Below are 19,088 nucleotides of genomic sequence, written 5' to 3' on the forward strand. Positions count from 1 at the left end.
GGGTATGCTTAAGCTGCTTGATGAGCTCGGTGTGGAGGTTCGCACTTCAGCTCCAGTTGCTCAAATGAATACAGTCGGCCAAAACGCAACAGGGGTAACTTTAGAAGATGGCAGCGTAATAGAAGCTGATCTGATTGTGTCTAATCTTGAGGCAATTCCAGCGCATCAGACACTGCTGCAGCATCATCCGAAATCGGCCGACCGCGTAAAGGATTTAGCAAAATACGAGCCTACTGTATCAGGACTTGTGCTGCTTCTTGGCGTGGATAAAGTGTATGATCAGCTTCTGCACCATAATTTCTTCTTCTCTGAAGATCCAGATAAAGAGTTCAACGATATATTTGTCGAAGGCAAACCTACAGATGATCCAACAGTGTACATCGGGGTTTCAAGCAAAACCGATCCAGGACAGGCGCCGCAGGGCAAAGAAAATCTATTTGTGCTTACTCATGTGCCGCCGCTCAAACCTGGTGAAAGCTTCGAGTCACAGAAGGCGGCTTACAGAGACCTAGTTCTGAATAAGCTCGAACGTATGGGACTAACGGCGCTGAGACAGCATATTGAGTTTGAATATACCTTCACTCCAGATGATATCCAGCAGCTTTATGGTTCTAATGGCGGTTCCATCTACGGCATTGTAACGGACCGCAAGCTTAACGGCGGCTTCAAAATTCCAAGCAAAAGCAAGCTGCTCGATAATCTTTATTTCGTTGGCGGATCAACGCACCCCGGTGGCGGCGTCCCGATGGTCACTTTATCCGGACAACTCACCGCTGACCTCATTAAAGAGCAATTGAGCATTGCTGCAAAATCCGTCATGTAGACAGATTAATTCAAATAAAAAACCTCTAATCCGTTATCGCGGATTAGAGGTTTTTATCTATTGATTAATTATTAAATAAGTTCAAGGACCATTCCGCCTAATGCGCCAGCCACAACAATCATCCAAGGTGGTAGCTTCCAAAAAACAAGCATAATAAACAATACGGCAGCCAAAATAAAATCACCGGACTCTACTATCGCGCTAGTCCAAAGCGGATCATACAGTGCAGCAAGCAATATGCCAACTACAGCGGCGTTAATGCCAACTAATGCACCTTGGATTTTTGAGTTATTTCGCAACACATTCCAAAACGGCAATGTTCCAGCAACGAGAAGAAATGCCGGCAAAAAAATTGCTGTAGTTGCAACAATGGCTCCAGTTAATCCACCAGAAAGAGTACCAAGATAACTAGCGAATGTAAAAAGTGGACCAGGCACAGCCTGCGCAGCGCTATAACCTGCTAAAAAATCCGATTCATTAACCCACCCGGTAAAGACAACTTCATTCTCAAGCAGCGGCAGCACAACATGTCCGCCTCCAAACACCAATGAGCCTGCACGATAATAGCTATCGAACATCGCTATCCATTCCATATTTCCCCATTGCCTTAGAAATGGCAAAACAATAAGCAGCGTGAGAAATATAACGAGGCAGGAGATTGCAAGGGAACGGCTAATCCGAATGTTCAAATCAGGAGTACCCTCGACTGTTTTCTTATGATATAACCATACCCCGATCAGCCCTGCTGCAGCAATAATGATCACTTGACTATAGACCGTTTGCCAATATAACGTTGCCGCAGCAGCGATGACTGCTATCGTAGCTCTGTTTCGATCCGGTGTTAGTTTCTGTCCCATCCCTAGAATGGCATGAGCAACGATGGCAACCGCTACAATTTTCAATCCATGAATCCAGCCTGTGTTTCCAAGATCAAATCCTTGCAGCAAAAAAGCAAAGGCAACTAATGCAATGATCGATGGCAGTGTGAATCCTAACCAAGCCACTAGTCCGCCCAATAACCCAGCCCTAACTATCCCTATACCGATCCCAACTTGACTGCTGGCTGGCCCGGGTAGAAACTGACATAAAGCAACGAGGTCTGCATAACTTCGTTCATCCATCCATTTGCGGCGACGAATATACTCATTGTGAAAATAACCCAGATGGGCTATCGGACCCCCAAATGAGGTAAGTCCTAGTTTAGTTGATACAGCTAGTACCTCTACTAAAGATGCGATTGTTCCTCTTTTCAATCCTATAGCCTCATTCCATTACTCATGTTATTTACATTGTAAGCTTGCGAATTATTGGCTTACAACCCTTTAACAAATACTTAATAAATGGTTACATAAAAAAAACCACCTCGTAAGGTGGTTTTTAAAATCATTACGCTTTATTTAGACTCCATCATCGCAGCAAATGTATCTTCCGTTACGACACGCCTTGCTGTTACATAACGTTTTGCATAATAAGAATCGTTAAGGTTTGTAATTGTAACCCCTTTGCTTGTAGAAGAATGAGCAAATTTCCCATCCCCAATGTAAATGCCCGCATGAGAAACGCCTTTGCCGCTTGTGTTGAAGAACACAAGATCACCCACGCGTAGTTCATCTTTATTAACCTCTGTGCCTGTGTCTGATTGCGATTGCGATGTTCTAGGCAGCTTTACATCAAATTGATTAAAGATATGCAGAATAAAACCCGAGCAGTCAAACCCTTTGCTCGTTGTGCCTCCCCATTTATAAGGAGTTCCAACAACCTCGCTTATGGAATCCGTAAGCACAGACTTGGCCGACTTATCTGCAAGCACGCTTCCTCCTCCAGTAAGCAGCAGCAAGCAGGATAACAATAAAATAAAACCCTTCTTCAAAACAACTTCTCCCTTCGGTGCCTACGAGGTTAGCTTATGGGTTCGGTTGAAGATCCCTATGCTTAAAAACATACATTAAGCAATTCACCCTGGGTGGTTCCCCCGTTTCCGATATACAGAACTCGGCATGTCAATAAACCTTATAGTATCGTTAAATTCGATTTTTTTTACCATAATCCTGCAATTGGTTTATTAGAATACTTTCATTTTTCTTCAATATTATTATTTATTTAGCTGTTCACTACATGATTTTTGTCAAAAGTGCTGGTTTTTTTGTAATTAAAATAGATGAATTTCCAATCATATTTTCAAAATATAACGGTTTAAACACAAAAAAAGAGTATCCGTATTTTCATACAGTTACTCTTTCTAGTTAAGCAAGTTTCGCCAAAATATCGACCTTTTGCCAAGAACGTCTCCTCCATCTGTAGAGCATCAGTAAAGCTCTTATCCATTCATCGATTGAAAAGGCCAGCCATATTCCTACCAACCCCATGTCGAACACAATCCCGAACACGTATGCCAGCGGCACACTAATCCCCCACATGGATACTAACCCGGCAGCAACTGGAAATTTCACATCTCCAGCCGCATTTAGACAACTGATAAGCACCATGTTGCAAGCCCGAGCCGGCTCCAGCATAATCGATAACAACATGAGCTGCTTGCCTAACAATATAATTTCCGCATCATTAGTAAAGAGGCTGAGCAATAGAGCTGAGAAGCTATAGATACAAATACCAAGCGCAAGAGAAATGACGAACGCCAGCTTCAAACTTTGCATACTGGATCGATAAGCATCATCCTTCTGATGGGCTCCAATCAGATGTCCAACAATAATTTGCGTTCCTTGACCTATTGCCATTGAAAAAACAAAAACAAAAGAAGTTATGCTCTGCGAATAAATTTTTGTCGTTAACGCTGTCGTACCGATCAGCGTGACTAAATATGTGATTACAACCTGTGAAAGATTATAAGAAACATGCTCACCTGCCGAAGGAATACCTAGTTTAAATATAAGGCCAATATTTTTTCTTTGAAACTTAAATGGACTAATCAAGCCAACCTTATACTCCAAGCTTCGAATACATAAAATCAAATAAGCGGTCATCCCTATGGCACGGGTTATCCATGTAGATGCTGCTACTCCTTCTACACCTAAATTAGGTAAGCCGAAGGGCTCCATCAGCACCAGATAATTCAAGGTAATATGAAGTACATTAATCCCCAATGCGATGAACATCATTTCTTTCACAATACCGCGGCATCGTAAAATAGTACCTAACGTCATGCTTATTGCTGTGATGAAGACGGAGCTGCCAACAATTGATAGATAGCTGACTCCTTCTGCCATCACATCCTCGGGCACTTTAAAAAGCGCTAAAAACACGTCGGCATAGACAATCAATCCTACGCTAGCTATTAAACCGAGCATGACATTCAAAGTAAGCGCCGTTCTCCCGATTCGATCAGCGCCATGCAAGTTGCCTGCGCCGAGCCATTGATTGAGAATGACACTTGTACCTACCGTAACAAATCCAAACATCAAGCCCACTACAACTAAAATCTGATTAGCTATCCCAACCGCTGCCACTGCTCCATCAGAGTAGCTGCTTAGCATCATCGTATCGACCGTTCCAATCAGCATCCCAAATAAAGCTTCAATAAAGATAGGCCATGTTATCGAGATGATGCTCTTTTGGCGCGGATCAACCTGTTTACTCATTCAAATTCACATTCTTCCTGTTCGTGTACTACCCTGCTGTTATCGTCAGACTACTGTTATCATGTTTGAGAGTACACCCTATCCAACAAATAGGGGTTGAGAGAATGCGCCAAAACCGCCTTCCAAATAAACTGCCGCCCTTACGTAACCTTCATCACCACGACACTTGTAACTAACGCTATTGAAACGACCAGAAGTCTCGTATAGTACATTTCCGTCTTTGCCAAACAAGGTTGCGTATTTGTACATCCGGTCCAATCCTTCACTCGCAAGCAGCTTAAACTCAATCGTCCCATCCGCTGCTTGAATCGACTCAAACCCATAGCCTGTGGAAACATAGAAGCTTCCGGATTTCATCGCTGAAGTAATACTCTCATTGGTGTTTTGCTCTGCAAGCACCATATTCCAAGTTCGTTTCTCTTGCCCATATACATGAAAATCGTCTCCGCCAAACCCCCATACTTTTCGCCCAGCTGAGAGCAGCGCATCCCATTTGTCGAACGCAATGTCGAACGCTGGATTTCCTTCGCCATTTACGATCTCGATTCCGGTGTAGCAAGGCATCGCGAGCATATCTTCAATCGGCCAATACTGCGAATAATAACGATTCGGATGTAAGAGTACGCTCATTCCCCCTTGCTTCGTGCAAAGGTCAGAAAACTGCTGATACCTTTCTACCGAAAACTCGTTTGAATAGTTGTCCATCATCGAGCGCGGAGGGTTAATGAGAAGCATATGCCTTTGCGGACTGCTAACCTCCATCGCTTCGAATACAGTCGTGATTGAACGCTTCCCTTCATGAACGGTAATGTAATCATGGTCGGAAATACCGAGGAAATCGTATTGCCCATACATCCGGTAAACTGTCTCAAGCGTTTGAGAGCCGCAAGCACTATTTGTTGTATGGTTATGGAAGCTCCCTTTCAGCCACATGCCCTCTTGTTTATCATAAGGATTTGAAATGATTATTTGTGTCATTCACTATGTTCCTCCGTTCCTGCCTTATTCTTTGACCGAACCGATCATAACGCCTTTGGCAAAATACTTCTGAATAAATGGATAAATCATAATAATCGGTGTGATGACGATAATAATTGTCGCCATTTTCAGCGAGTTTCCTGTCACCTGAATTTTGTCCAGCATTTCATATTGCGTCGATCCAGCCGCTTGCTCGAGCGTATTTCGAAGCGCATCTGCCCGGGTCAGCATTTCCTGCAGCAATGTCGATAAAGGCCGCAGATTGCTCTCTCGAACATAGAAGGCACCTGTAAACCAATCATTCCAATGCCCCACTGCGTTAAATAACGCGATGACAGCCACAACCGGCCTGCTGAGCGGCATGATCACCTTCATGAAAATTGAAAAATCATTATATCCATCAATTCTTGCAGATTCTTCGAGGCTCGGACTGATCTCTTGGAAGAAAGTCCGCATAATTATTAAATTCCATGCACTATACAATCCCGGAATGATATAAACCCAGATTGTATTCGTCAAATGCAAGTCTTTGAGCAGCAAATAGTATGGAATGATGCCGCCGCTAAACAACATGGTGAAAAAAATAAGCATGGTAAAAAATCGAACGCCTGGCATCGCTTTTCTCTTTAATGCATAAGCTGCCATCGCCGTCAAAAAGACGCTCGCTAATGTCCCGACAATCGTTCGGAACATCGAAATGCCGAATGCACTTACAATATTGGAGGATGAGAAAACTTCCTTATAGTTTTCAATAGACCATAATCTCGGCCACAAATAGATGCCTCCTCTTTCCGCATCTTTACCTGAATTAAAGGACAAAGCAAAGATGTTCAGAAACGGAAGAATGATAGATAAACATAAAAGAATGATCAATACATAGATRGCAATCTGAATTAATTTTTCTCCTGTAGAAATCTTATAAAATGGTTTATCCACGTTATTTGCACTCCTTCAACATTTGCGAAGCAAAACAGCCTCGGAAGCATGTCCTTAGCGTTAGTGGTCCGTCTCATCGCAGTACATTTCATGTACGAATGAAACAGACCACCAGCAGCTTTAATGAATGTTATAGTTCTACTTTTGTATTTGGATCGCTATCTTTTTTCTCAAGCAATGCTAAGTAATCATCCAAGCCTGCAGCTTTTAATTGTTCAGATGCTGACTCCAATATTTTCGTTACTTGATCCTGGCTTTTAGCATAATAAGCACGTTTGAGGCTTTCGTCATAATTATCAAGTGCAGCTTTTAATTCCGTTTCCTTCGCAAACTCGCCAAGGAAAGCCGTTGGAGCATACGTATCTGAGATTATTGCATTCGCTCTTTTTTTATCCCACTCCCAATACTCAGCAATCTTGAGCGGTCCCTCATTGATATTAGGTTTGGCAGCATTACCGTATTCTGTTTCACCAAAATCCGCTATACGATCAACATCTGTATTGCCAAGAATTTCGCCCCAATAGTTGCCTACGCCAGCAAACCCAAGCGCTTTCGCGGCTTTAGAATCTTTATCTTTCAATTCCAATACTTCATTTTTCACAATCGGGTTGCCCTTATCATCAAGTGTGTAGTCTCTTCCTTCAATTCCGTATTGCCAGAGCAGCTTGCCTTCGCGGCTCGCCAAGAAGTCGGCGAATTTGACGATATCTTCGGGATTTTTGGTTGAAGATGGAATCGCCCAAGCGCCGCCAGCCGTTTTATAGCTAAGCTTCATCTGGTAAGGCTTGTCCGCTTCATTTAACGGACCAATCGGCAAGTAATGCACGTCCTTATTAAATTCAAGATAGTTATGCATATCAGCAATGATCGCGAAGGAGCCGTTCAAAATGCCTTCTGTTGCACGATTTTCTTCCATCGTATAAAACTCAGGATTCATTAGTTTTTCTTTCAGCAGCTTTTGAACAAACGCTACACGCTTGAGCGGGTACTCCGTTTGACTCTCGTGTACAATTTTACCTTCCTTATTCCGTACAAAGGTTTGGTTCACATTTACAGTCAAGTCACTATACAACGCTTTAACTTCTGTTCCACCCCAGTATCTTGGGCCAATAACGCTGGCAATGTCTTTTCCATTGTTGTCTTTAAAATTTCCAGCTTTAATTTTTTGTGCCGCCTCATACAACTTCTCGGATGTTGTAATCGTTTTTGGATCGATATTAAGCGCTTCGGCAATATCCTTGCGAATAAATGGTCCGCCTAACATTTTCCGCGTTTCATAGCCTGTTTCTCTCGAAATATTCATGTGCATGAAATAGGCTGAGCCGTTAAACTCTGGACGGAACATGACGCCGTTTTTTGTATCAAGCGGCAGATAGCCATCTTCTAGATACTTGCTGTATACTTTCGTATCCTTCATAAACGGAGTCAAATCCGTGAACATGCCTTCACGAGCTGCTTTTAGTACAACCGGCATTTCTGGTCGACCGCTATGATTCAAATAAAATCCGATAAAGTCAGGCAAGTCACCCGAAGCAAGTCCAGCAATCAAGCCGTCGAGCGAACGATTGGCCGGCATAATATTAATTTGATAATCAATTCCCGTTTTCTCTTTAATTTGTTTTAATATTTCCGGGTTCATCTCTTCCGTAAAATCGTCTGCCCCCATAAAGATTAAGCCTTTAATTTTGCGGTCGGCAATCCAAGTCGCAGGTTTATCTTTGTTATCTTTGACGCCTTCCTGCTTGTTCCCTGAATTTGTTGAATTTGTTTCTTTGGCCGCGCAGCCAGTAATTAACAAGGAAGCTATAATCGGAACCGTCAACAGTCTTGCCCAATTTTTGTTCTTAAACATGATATCTCCATTCCTACCTTCTCTTTTTAATTTATATGGAAAAACGCGGTTAAGCGTCTCTCTTCAAGGAAAAATGCTTCTATCGAACAAGTTACCAAACCGAAGTGCCGGACACTTTTCGTGCAAAACGATTGGCAGTGACTACAAGAACTAAAGCGATAACACCTTGCATCATACCGACTGCCGTTGCATATCCGTATTGGCCTTGCTGCAAGCCCACGCGGATCACATACGTATCCAGAATATCTACCAAATCACTGTTTCCTGGCATTTTGAGCAAATATAGCTGGTCGAATCCCGCAGACAAAATGCTTCCAAGCGATAGAATAAACACGATGAGAATGGTCGGACGAATCGACGGGAGGGTTATATGCCATATTTCCGCCCATTTGCTTGCCCCGTCAATTTTGGCCGCTTCATACATGTCTTGATTAATTCCAGCGATGGCTGCCAAATAGATGATGGAATCCCAGCCGATTGTTTTCCATATGTGGCTGCCGAACATGATTTGATAAAAATATTTGGCTTCATTCATAAAGAATGTGCTGCCGTCTCCCCCAAAATAGGTGATCGCTTCATTAAGCAAACCAGTATCCGGCGCCAATGTTCTTTGTACTAAACCAATAACGATGACCCATGACATAAAATGCGGTAAATACGAGATACTCTGGGCGATGTTTTTAAAGGCACGGTTTTTAATTTCATTGAACATTAGCGCAAGTAAAATCGGGAACGGCAAACCGAGAAATAGCTTCATTGAGCTGATGATGAGTGTGTTTTTGATCAGCGTCATACTTTGAACATCGTTGAAAAACTTTGCGAAATATTCGAAGCCGACCCACGGACTCTCAAGTATGGTTTGATTAAATTTGAATTCCTTAAACGCTAGAAGCAACCCACCCATTGGGATATAGGAAAAAATAATGAAGGAAGCTAGACAAGGCAGAAGCATGAAATACAAATAGCGGTATAACCATATTTTTTTCAACAAATAAACAAGACGCTGTTTTTTTCGATTTCCAGCTGGTACTAAAGCCACTTTGGTTTGCAATGAGGGCTTCTCCCTTCGTAATCATTTTTGAATTAACCTGTTTCCAGCTTTAATTGTTTCAGCAGATTAACCTCGTTTGTCGTTATTTCRTCGACACCTAAATGAATCATCTCGATAAGAGATTCCCTATCATCAACGGTATAGACCCACACTGCCAAACCCAGCCTATGTGCATATTCCACCAATTCGCTGCGGCAAGTTCGGTAATTCAGGTTTAAGCCGTAATATCCGCCTACATTTGCCCATTCGCAAACGATTCGTACCCATCCGATATAGTCGAGTTCCTCTTGTTCAGTAAGTACATCCGGCGTGTTATAAAGAACCTTAATTCCCCGGTGGCGGTTCGTAATTTCGTCCGAGCACCCTGTAATGAATACAAGCTCCTCCATTTCAAAATTCCTTATACTCTTAATCGCTGGTTCAATTACCGCATTTGTTTTGATATCCAAATTGAGCTTTATACCGTATTCTCTTGCCAAGCCTAGAACTTCATCGAGTGTCGTAATGGTGTGGCTTTCGTAAACAGGGCTGAGCTTTACGCGGTTTTCCGGCCGGTTCAATTGCTCAAATGTCAATTCGGCAAGCAGCGGGCTATGGTCATGAAGCAATACCACCTTACCGTCCTCTGTCACCCTAAGATCAACTTCTGCCACGTCTGCACGCATAGCTATGCTCTCCAGAAAGGAAGCCCTTGTGTTATCCGGTGCAGCACCGCTCCCTGTATGGGCGCAAATGAGCGGAAAAGTTTGACAAGTCATAAACCATTCTCCTATTCTTCTAATTTCAAAATTTCTCTAATGAGTAATTAATGAAGCACTTATTACTGTTGTTGTGATATTTATAGTGTAGTTAAAGATTGTTATCGTGGTATTTTCGTAATAATAAGGTATCATTAAGCCCGATGTTGTTGTTTGTTGTATGATTGTTCAATTTCAAGCCGAAAATCCAGCCGTACCTATTATTTTAAGCTAATCATGTTCGCAAAATAAAAAAGAAGAACCGGAGCTGCGTCCGATTCTTCTCGCTTAATTGATTTGACTTGCGTTTATCCAAGTAATGCCTTTTATTTCGAGCTCTTGTGCCCATGCTTCAGGATGGTCCTTCTCGCATACGACAACATCAATCGATTCTAAAGGTGCAATATGGCAAAATGCTTGTATACTAATCTTGCTGTGATCCGCTAACACGATCACTTCCTTCGCCTTCAATATAATCATTTTTGAAATAACGGAATCATTCATATCGTAATCGCTAATTCCTGTCTCGATTGAAATACCGCCTACGGAAACAAAAGCTCTGTCCACGTAAAAGTTTTTAAGTATTTCCTGTGATATATGACCGCTGACTGACTGCTGCTCTGGCGAGATTTCGCCTCCCAAAATAATGACTCGTCCGTTAAACAATCCTTGCGTTAATGATTCCGTTAGAAGATTCGCTACCGTTAAGGAGTTGGTAATAACCGTTATCCTTTTTTTGCCTCGCAGAGCTCGTGCCATTTCATGAATCGTTGTACCGGTATCCATATAAATTGTGTTCCCGTCATTGATCAGATCTACCGCTCGCTGCCCAATAACCTGTTTAGCTTCAAGATTAAGAATTTGACGCTGCTGATAGGGTGGCTCGCCTTTCTCATATTGCACCTTTACAGCTCCGCCATATACACGTTTAAGCTTTCCTTCCTCCTCCAGCACAAACAGATCACGTCTAATCGTTTCAAGAGAAACCTGAAGCTGTTCCGCTAGCGAAATGACCTGCACCTTCCCGAAGGTATCCAGCTGAACGAGAATATACTGTTTTCGATCTTCTGATAAAAGAGACATTCAAAGATCACTCCATTTCTAGCCTTATGCTATTATTCACAAAGGAAAACCGTTTTTTAAAATCAAATGAAAAGGTAAAYGAATCATATTTTCCTGTTAAATAGCGATAATCCGGATAGGTCAAAGATTCGCTTTGCCCTAACATTTCCACCCAAGGAGAATAGGTTTGAAAACAAATATGATTGTCGTCCTCGTTAAATTGAGCCAATCTCATCCAACCATTGCCGCCGCGGTAGCTGTCTTGATAATTGATTAGCAGCTGTATAACCTCGTGACCTGAATTGTTCTGCCTTGTTTGGTGAAAATTGCCGTTATAATGCCCATTAGCCGTCATGAACACTTGGTTATAGGGAGCAACCAGCTCATCCCATATGATTTTCCCGTTTTCCGATTCATGTGAAATTAGATTTTGACTATCACCCGTTGTATACAAAATATCATGCGAAACAAGAATAGTTGGCATATCGCTATGTTCATCAAGCACTATTTTACACCATGCCAAGTCCTTTATAAGATGCTGCATATCTACCATTAACCATAAATAATGATAGCTTCCAGCCTGTACAATGCCAAATGAACTATATCTTGATGGTGAACTGCCCTTATAATAATCTTTGCTGAGAAAACGTTCTGGGCCAAAATAATTCAAATAAGTATCTTCCTCATTATAGTCATGATTTCCAGCTGTCATCAAATACGGAGTACGTGACTGATCCATAGCAGAGATTGCACTGGAGGAGCGTTCCCACTCCTCTAAGGCGTCACTATGATCAACAATATCACCTACATAGGCAGTCATTGCAATTTTACTGTTCAACTCATTATTCACAATCCAATCAACCTGTGCTTCAAACATTTCCGGATTTAAGTAGACCAGCTTCTGAGCATCTGGAATAAAAGCGAAATTGTAATTGGTTTCCTGCTGCAAAAGTGAAACATGCTCATTCGTGCCTTGAAGAACTTGCTGTGGACTAATGTTTTGCAACCAATCTGCTCTATCCAGAGGCTCATTAGCAATACGGATTTCTCGAATGGTTCCGGAAAATAATTGATCCAATTGACCGCCCCACTCCGAAGCTCCAATATTCCATCCTTTGCCTTCAACGCCAGAAACGCCGACAATTGATTTGGCAGGACTGCTGTAATCACAAATTCCGTTCACATACATTAGCGTTTGTTCCCTATCGTTCACAATTGCGATATGATGCCATTGTCCTGTATTCAAATAACGCGACCAGCTCGTTACCGAGGATAATCGATTCGTTGGATGACATATCCATTGGTATTCCTTGCAGTTCGAAACAGACAATGTCGCAAGCAGTTCATTTTCTCCCGAGTTGCCGATGTCAACGCCCCTGCCCTGTCTCGTAAGCACCCCCATCCAGCTATGTTTATCCTCATGAAATGGCTCAGGCAATTGAACGATTGCTTCAATCGTGTACCCATGTTCTAATCGGTCATGATTAATGGGAGCATTCTCCACCGTTTGAAAATAACTACCGCTTCCTTTATTGCATTGATCGTTTCGAAAAGTTAATCCCGCTTCGTTACGGCTTCCTTCCATCCATCCAAGCAGAACCTTATCAGGCTGCTCCAAAACATCCTGCGTCGTAACCATCCTAATATGATTCCCGCTGCCACTTACATCGTTTAGGATCAAATTCCTTTCCTCAATCGAACCAGACAATGTGTTCACGGAATCAAATATCCAATGAGTCAACACATTGACAGGCTGCTGCCGCTGCGGAATGTGCATGACACGTCCTTGCTCCATAGTGCTCAACCATCCTTCTCTACATTAAGATCGTCTGTTTGTCRTTCCTTGTCCATGAAATAGTCCCTTACTTCAGCCCAGTTATGCACCCGAACATATCCGGTCTTATGAATATTGTGCGGGGCATCGTAAAGAATGCCTTGACCTCGAAAGCGTTCAAGCTGCTTTACATTGTCATCAATCAAATAATCAGCGTGAATGACACTCTTATTTCCGCAAAACACAAAATTCATATTGTTTAGAAAACTAAAGTGCTCGAGCAACCACTCGTACTTGGCTTTAAATGATGCCGGAACCTCCATCGCTGCAGTCGTAATATAAATCTCATAAAATTGACTGAGCTCGCGTATGACTTCTTGGCTATGTTCAATAACCTTTAGTTCACGAAAAAAAACTTCATTGTCAAAACAACGGTCTATTTCTTTTTTTAGCTGAGGCCTCAATTGCGACAAGGTTGTTCCATGCAAATCCGTAATCAGCAGGTTATCGTTAAAATCCCTGTTGTACCATTCCAAATGCGCACCCGCAGTATCCGCCATTACCTCATCCATATCAATCGCTATGCGTTTCAATCCAATCTCTCCTTGTTCAAAGCATTTAATTGTTCAACAAAACAAAACGAATCGGTAACAAACAGTCTACATACCACAATTATAGGCACGAATTGTTTTCACCATCTCAAATACATATTAACTTACTGTAAATCTAAATGGGTTGAAAGCAGCTAATAAAAACACAACTCGTTATATAAAAAAAACCATCCCGAAGGATGGTCTTTAATCATAATGAACCTGTTAATCATTTTATACTGCTTATGCATTGTTCTATTTTGCTTGAATATAGCCTTCTGCTTTAAGAAGCTCGGCAATCAGCACAGCACCGCCCGCAGCTCCACGTATTGTATTATGAGATAGTCCGACAAATTTATAATCGTATACAGAGTCTTCACGCAATCTTCCCGCTGAAACGCCCATGCCCTGTTCAATGTCACGATCTAGTCTCGTTTGCGGTCTGTTCTCTTCCTCGAAATACGTAATAAACTGTTTCGGTGCGCTTGGCAAGCCAAGCTCCTGAGGACGACCTTTGAATTGCTGCCAACGCTCGAGAATTTCTTCTTTCGAAGGTTTGTTTTCAAATGATACAAACACAGTTGCCAAATGTCCATCCAAAACGGGAACGCGGATACACTGTGTAGAAATTAAAGGTGCGTTCGCTTTTACGATTTCATTATTTTCGAYGCTGCCCCAAATGCGCAGCGGCTCCTGCTCGCTCTTTTCTTCCTCTCCGCCAATATATGGGATGACGTTGTCTAACATTTCAGGCCAATCGGTAAAGTTTTTGCCTGCTCCAGATATCGCCTGATACGTCGATGCAATGACAACTTGTGGTTTGAAATCAAGCAATGCATGAAGTGCAGGTACATAGCTCTGGATGGAACAGTTGGGCTTAACAGCAATAAATCCAGTTTCTGTTCCAAGGCGCTTTCTCTGTGCTGCAATGACTTCCAAATGACCAGGATTAATCTCTGGAATGACCATAGGAATATCAGGCGTCCAGCGGTGAGCTGAATTGTTGGATACAACAGGCGTGCCTGTTTTTGCATAAGCTTCTTCCAACGCTTTGATTTCATCTTTTTTCATATCGACTGCACAAAAAACAAAATCGACCTGATTAGCAACTTCCTCTACTTTCGAAGCATCCAGAACGACAATATTTTTTACAGCTTCAGGGATAGGGCTGGTGAGCTTCCATCTGCCTTGTACCGACTGCTCGTAAGTTTTACCTGCCGAGCTGGCGCTAGCTGCAATAGCTGTAACCTCAAACCAAGGATGCTGATCCAGCAGGTCAACAAAGCGCTGGCCCACCATGCCTGTTCCTCCAACAATACCTACTTTTAATTTTTGTGTCATTCGATATTCAATCCTTTCTATATCGCTTAATCATTCTGTAATTACGATTCGAATATTTTAATTTGTTATACCTTATATACAATGTACGCTGAGCAATCTTTGCACCAATAAAAAAAATCCCACCCCCAAGACTATGGTAAGTCTTAGGGACGAGATTAATATGCTCGTGGTACCACCCCAGATTCGTCAATATGTCGCCATATCAACCTCTTCAAGTACGGCTATGCAAGCGCATGCTTATACTCTAGCTCTGTAACAGGAGCTCCTGTCACACCATCCCCCATAACTCGGTTCCGATGTGCTGCTCTAAGTCTTTGTTCAATAAGGAACTCTTACTCCTTTTCAGCTAACGGAGCTCTCTGTGAAAGAATTCATTTATTTACTCATCTCTTCATCGCATTTGAATGTTGCGATTATATTATCAAAAATCTGTTCTAACGTAAACAATAATTTTTGAAAAGTAGAAAAAATTACACATTTGAGTAACTGTGCTCCGTTTAACACAAGTCCTCGAGATGCTGTTTTCTCCCAAAATGGTGCATTGCTCTCTTCAAATTAACTTTTCATGAAGCTAGCACACTGTTATTTTTTGAGCAGTAAATAAACAAAATACGGGCCGCCAATCAATGAAACCATGATACCGGCAGGTATACCGTCAGGATCGACGATATTGCGGCCAATCGTGTCCGCTACTAACAGCAGTAATCCGCCGAGCAAAACAGCGACAGGAATGAACAGCTGATTGCGTGGACCAACCAATGCTTTCGCAATATGCGGTGCCATCAATCCAATAAAGGCAATTCCTCCTGTCACAGATACAGCTGACGCAGATGCGGCAACCGCGGTTAGAATCAACACGAGACGTTCCCGTTCAAGCTTTAGACCGACACCAACCGCTGTTTCTTCGTTCAATGAAAGAAGATTCAGCCGATGCGACTTATACAAGGTGAACGGAATGAGTAAGCACAGCCATGGAAGCAAAGCCCAGATGAACGGCCAATCCGCCCCCCATATATTACCTGCAATCCATTTTGCGATAAAATCAACCTTCGAGCGTTCTGCTGAGGAAATAATGACGATCATAATCCCCGACAGCGCCATCGAAAAACCGACACCGACGAGTACCAGTCGAATGGGGTCAAGCCCGCGTGTTCGGCTGTACGAGAAAAAATAGATTAGAACCGCTGTGAGCAATGCGCCAACGAAAGCGACTAACGGCAAAATATAAACGAATGTTCCTACATCGATCGGAAAGTAGAGAAAAAATATCGCGATCGCCACGCCTGCACCAGAATTGATGCCGATTATTCCAGGATCTGCGAGATCGTTGCGAGTGACGCTTTGCAATATTGAACCAGCCAGTGCAAGTGCCATACCCGACAGCAAGGTGATCAAAATCCGCGGCAAACGTACGGAAAACAAGACAAAATCCTCTTTGAAGGTGCCATGGCCAAGCAGCACAGGAAGCAGTCTGTCAAACGACAGCTTAGAGTACCCTACACCCATGCTGATGACCCATCGCTACCTCATCACTCAGACTCAGTATGCCTACTTGGTTCGAGAGAATCAAAGCTGCCGCAATGCCTATAAGAATGACCGGCGCAATGGCTTGAAGCTGCCACCAAGTTGTTCCGATCAATCCTCCAGCAGTCCACATCGTTACATCCTTGGAAATTTTGAAAAAGATGCTGACGCCATCTGAGATCGCGTACAAAAAAGCTGAAACGGCTGCTCCAGCAAGTATAATTCGCATCGGAGACAATTTTCCTCGCCGTGTCGCGCCAAGAGCCATGACCAGCGCTGCTCCAAGAGCAGCTCCGAGGAAACAAGCAAGCATGATGCCGAAATAGTTCAGCCCCGGTATGAATACAAAAGCCAATGCGAGCGCCATGTTAGCGCCGGAAGTGAGACCTAGCAAGCCTGGATCTGCAAGTGGGTTGCGTGTGACCCCTTGCATAATAGCGCCAGATACGGCAAATGCAGCACCGATCAATATCGCTGCTATCGCACGAGGCAGCCGGATCTCGCGAAGGACGAGAATATTATCGTCCTTCACGTTGGTCGTGATAGCCAGCCACAGCTCTCGAAATGTCGTATCCGCTGCTCCGAATTTCATGGATAGAAAGAAGCTCAGAACAAGCATGAGTAAGCAGCCTATGAGCTTATATGAAATTAAAACAGATTGTCGTTTACTTTTCATTGGACTCTCTTCTTTACTTTATTTTCCTAGAAAATTTTGAATGAAAAATTCTAACTGATATTCCATGCTAAGCGGGTCATTAAAGTAGAACGCTTTGGCATCAGCTTCAAAAACGTGTTGGTTTTTGACAGCAGCAATATTTTTGTACGTCTCTGTGTCTTGGAACGTATTGTCCTCATCTGCGTTTTTGCTGAAAATGACATAATCCCCACTGTAGTCCTTCAGAACTTCAGTTGAAACTGCGAAAAATCCTTCTGCTTTCGTCGCTTCTTTAACCTTCTCAGGCATGCCTAGCCCGAATTGTTGATAGAGGATTTCAGTTCCGCGGCCGAAATTGTCACCATATACATAAAGCTGCTTATTGAATGTCTCGATAACCGAAACCGTCGCATCCGCACCGATTTTTGCTTTGATTTCTTCGCCAACTTTTTTCGTACGCGCGTTAAAATCATCGACCCAGCTTTTAGCTTCCTGCTCTTTATTCAAAAGCTTGCCAATTTCAATCTGTTGCGTTAAGAAATCTACTTTGCCGTAAGTATAAGTAACTGTAGGAGCGATTTGCTTAAGCTTGTCAATGTTTTTTATATCAGATAGTCCAATAATAAGATCAGGATTCAGCTCGATGATTTTCTCAAGACTTTCATCTGTAACTGCTTCTGTATTCGCTAGCTTTTCTTTAAAGTTTGGGTTATCCTTGGACATTTCATCCACGCCGACAAGCGGCACACCTAACGCCATAACGTTACCTGTTAAGAACCTTGTAATTACAATGACGCGCTGTGGATTGGTCGGAACTTCCACAGGGCCATTTTCTGATTGATAAGTAAAGGTGCCCGAATCTGAGGTTGTTGATGGTGACGCCTCATTTTTCGGTGCATCCGTGGATGATACTTCAGGTGCGCTGCTTGCATTATTGTTTTGATTGCCGCCGCAAGCGCTCAGAATAAGAACTAAAGATAGAACGAACGGAACAAAAAGCTTTTTCATAAGATGACTCTCTCCCTTTTCTTTTGCTATCATGTTTAGGCATTGAAAATAATTATCATTTTCATTACCATAACGTTATTATAGGGATGCATTATGCTCTGATCCATGCCTTTTTGTTGGGAAATTAACTTGGACTATTAGTTGCTTGTGAATAAAGATACAGCGCGTTGAAGCTGCAAACGAATTGAAACGGGATTGTATGGAATCCATTCATCATGGCTGAGCAGATGTACATTACCTTGCTGTACGGCAGGAAGCTGACTCCAATAATTAGATTTGAATATTACATCTGAATGAGCAGTTGATCCTTTCGCATCAGGAAAAACGATAACTAATATTCGATCCCCAGCATATTGTGGAAGCTCCGATATCATAATCGGAATGGAATGAAATTTATCGCCAAGCTTCTCCATATCCTCCTTGATCCGTGAAGGAGGCTGTAATCCGAGCGATTGATAAACCACACATCCGACATTGCGCGCTCCATAAACGAGCAAATGTTCAGGCTTGATGACGAGTATCGTTATAATTTCTTGTGCGGCTCTGCTTTGCTGAACTAAGGAACGAGCGAGCTGTTCCTCTCTCTGATACTCTGTTAGCCACTGCTCTGCTCGATCTCTTCTCTGAATAACTTGAGCAATAAGACGAAGATGCTCTTTCCAGCCTAATTCCATCCACGATATTTCCACAATAGGCGCAACTGCCCGTAATTGTTCTGCATTCAGCCCATACTCATCCAAATGCTGATTTGCCGCAATAATCAGCTCAATGTTGTTATCGAGCAATAACGATTTCACTTGTTCTGCCGAACAGTCAGCGTTTATAAACCTCATGGTTTGAGGCGATTGAAGTCCGGACGTATTCAAATATTCACTGCTGTCTGAGATGATTACCGCCGGCTCCAAACCAAGTAAAAGCAAATGGCTCGCATAGGGTGTCAGCAATACAGCCACTCTCTGGAAAGTGCCTCGGTTGTACGCCGAAGGTGCTGCCCCTGTTTCCTGTTTAAAACGCCGGCTGAGATAAAATTCATCCTTGTAGCCAACCTTAAGAGCAATTTCCCTTAGCGTACCCGAACCGCTAATCAATAGCTCTTTGGCGCGATGCACACGAAGACGCGACAAATAGTCGCTTGGCGAAAACCCGGTTAACTGCTTAAAG

At 42.8% G+C, this 19,088-nt stretch carries 15 protein-coding genes, 2 pseudogenes, 1 riboswitch and 1 other annotated feature; of the genes and pseudogenes, 1 reads left to right on the top strand and 16 read right to left on the bottom strand.

What is annotated here, in order from left to right:
* A partial coding sequence (locus AB4Z17_RS24455; RefSeq protein ID WP_441962624.1) for a phytoene desaturase family protein occupies positions 1-823 on the top strand: 823 nt, incomplete at its 5' end.
* A 71-nt stretch (positions 824-894) separates the two neighbouring features.
* Here the strand turns inward: AB4Z17_RS24455 and AB4Z17_RS24460 are convergent.
* The 16 genes and pseudogenes from AB4Z17_RS24460 to AB4Z17_RS24535 all read right to left on the bottom strand — a co-directional run.
* Positions 895-2,082, bottom strand: a complete 1,188-nt coding sequence (locus AB4Z17_RS24460) for a chromate transporter (protein WP_441962637.1) — start codon at positions 2,080-2,082, stop codon at positions 895-897.
* A 134-nt stretch (positions 2,083-2,216) separates the two neighbouring features.
* Entirely contained in the window at positions 2,217-2,693 is a 477-nt protein-coding gene (locus AB4Z17_RS24465; protein WP_441907389.1) for a C40 family peptidase, read from the bottom strand.
* A 3-nt stretch (positions 2,694-2,696) separates the two neighbouring features.
* A riboswitch (cyclic di-AMP (ydaO/yuaA leader) is annotated at positions 2,697-2,831 on the bottom strand.
* Between the two features lie 235 nt (positions 2,832-3,066).
* Positions 3,067-4,419, bottom strand: a complete 1,353-nt coding sequence (locus AB4Z17_RS24470) for an MATE family efflux transporter (RefSeq protein WP_441962626.1) — start codon at positions 4,417-4,419, stop codon at positions 3,067-3,069.
* A gap of 78 nt (positions 4,420-4,497) precedes the next feature.
* On the bottom strand, positions 4,498-5,397 hold the full coding sequence (locus tag AB4Z17_RS24475) for a phosphoesterase (RefSeq protein WP_441962628.1): 900 nt from the start codon (positions 5,395-5,397) through the stop codon (positions 4,498-4,500).
* 24 nt (positions 5,398-5,421) lie between these two features.
* A complete protein-coding gene (locus AB4Z17_RS24480) occupies positions 5,422-6,333 on the bottom strand; it encodes a carbohydrate ABC transporter permease (protein WP_372238946.1) in 912 nt (303 codons plus the stop codon).
* Positions 6,334-6,463: 130 nt separating this feature from the next.
* On the bottom strand, positions 6,464-8,185 hold the full coding sequence (locus AB4Z17_RS24485; protein ID WP_441962629.1) for an extracellular solute-binding protein: 1,722 nt from the start codon (positions 8,183-8,185) through the stop codon (positions 6,464-6,466).
* A 91-nt stretch (positions 8,186-8,276) separates the two neighbouring features.
* Positions 8,277-9,236 carry an ABC transporter permease gene (locus AB4Z17_RS24490; protein WP_441907385.1) on the bottom strand — a complete coding sequence of 320 codons (960 nt, stop codon included), beginning with the start codon at positions 9,234-9,236 and terminating at the stop codon, positions 8,277-8,279.
* Between the two features lie 32 nt (positions 9,237-9,268).
* On the bottom strand, positions 9,269-9,994 hold the full coding sequence (locus AB4Z17_RS24495; RefSeq protein WP_441907384.1) for a glycerophosphodiester phosphodiesterase: 726 nt from the start codon (positions 9,992-9,994) through the stop codon (positions 9,269-9,271).
* 267 nt (positions 9,995-10,261) lie between these two features.
* The gene (locus tag AB4Z17_RS24500; RefSeq protein ID WP_339202926.1) at positions 10,262-11,056 is read right to left on the bottom strand and encodes a DeoR/GlpR family DNA-binding transcription regulator; all 795 of its coding nucleotides are present in this window, start codon (positions 11,054-11,056) and stop codon (positions 10,262-10,264) included.
* Positions 11,057-11,063: 7 nt separating this feature from the next.
* Positions 11,064-12,830 carry a LamG-like jellyroll fold domain-containing protein gene (locus AB4Z17_RS24505; RefSeq protein ID WP_441962631.1) on the bottom strand — a complete coding sequence of 589 codons (1,767 nt, stop codon included), beginning with the start codon at positions 12,828-12,830 and terminating at the stop codon, positions 11,064-11,066.
* Between the two features lie 5 nt (positions 12,831-12,835).
* The gene (locus tag AB4Z17_RS24510; RefSeq protein WP_441962632.1) at positions 12,836-13,402 is read right to left on the bottom strand and encodes a 5' nucleotidase, NT5C type; all 567 of its coding nucleotides are present in this window, start codon (positions 13,400-13,402) and stop codon (positions 12,836-12,838) included.
* A 252-nt stretch (positions 13,403-13,654) separates the two neighbouring features.
* Positions 13,655-14,740, bottom strand: coding sequence for an aspartate-semialdehyde dehydrogenase (asd, locus tag AB4Z17_RS24515; protein WP_441962634.1), 1,086 nt, complete (start codon positions 14,738-14,740; stop codon positions 13,655-13,657).
* Positions 14,741-14,882: 142 nt separating this feature from the next.
* Positions 14,883-15,144: a binding site (T-box leader), on the bottom strand.
* Positions 15,145-15,322: 178 nt separating this feature from the next.
* Positions 15,323-16,255: pseudogene (locus tag AB4Z17_RS24520) on the bottom strand (FecCD family ABC transporter permease); the annotation flags it as partial.
* A pseudogene (locus AB4Z17_RS24525) lies at positions 16,254-16,940 on the bottom strand (FecCD family ABC transporter permease); the annotation flags it as partial. The pseudogenes AB4Z17_RS24525 and AB4Z17_RS24520, both read right to left, overlap by 2 nt.
* 18 nt (positions 16,941-16,958) lie before the next feature.
* Positions 16,959-17,927 (bottom strand): iron-hydroxamate ABC transporter substrate-binding protein, encoded by a 969-nt coding sequence (locus AB4Z17_RS24530; RefSeq protein WP_441907377.1) that lies wholly within the window; start codon positions 17,925-17,927, stop codon positions 16,959-16,961.
* Between the two features lie 137 nt (positions 17,928-18,064).
* A partial coding sequence (locus AB4Z17_RS24535) for a helix-turn-helix domain-containing protein (protein ID WP_441962636.1) occupies positions 18,065-19,088 on the bottom strand: 1,024 nt, incomplete at its 5' end.

This window comes from Paenibacillus sp. TAF43_2 (genome assembly GCF_052113545.1).
Classification (GTDB): domain Bacteria; phylum Bacillota; class Bacilli; order Paenibacillales; family Paenibacillaceae; genus Pristimantibacillus.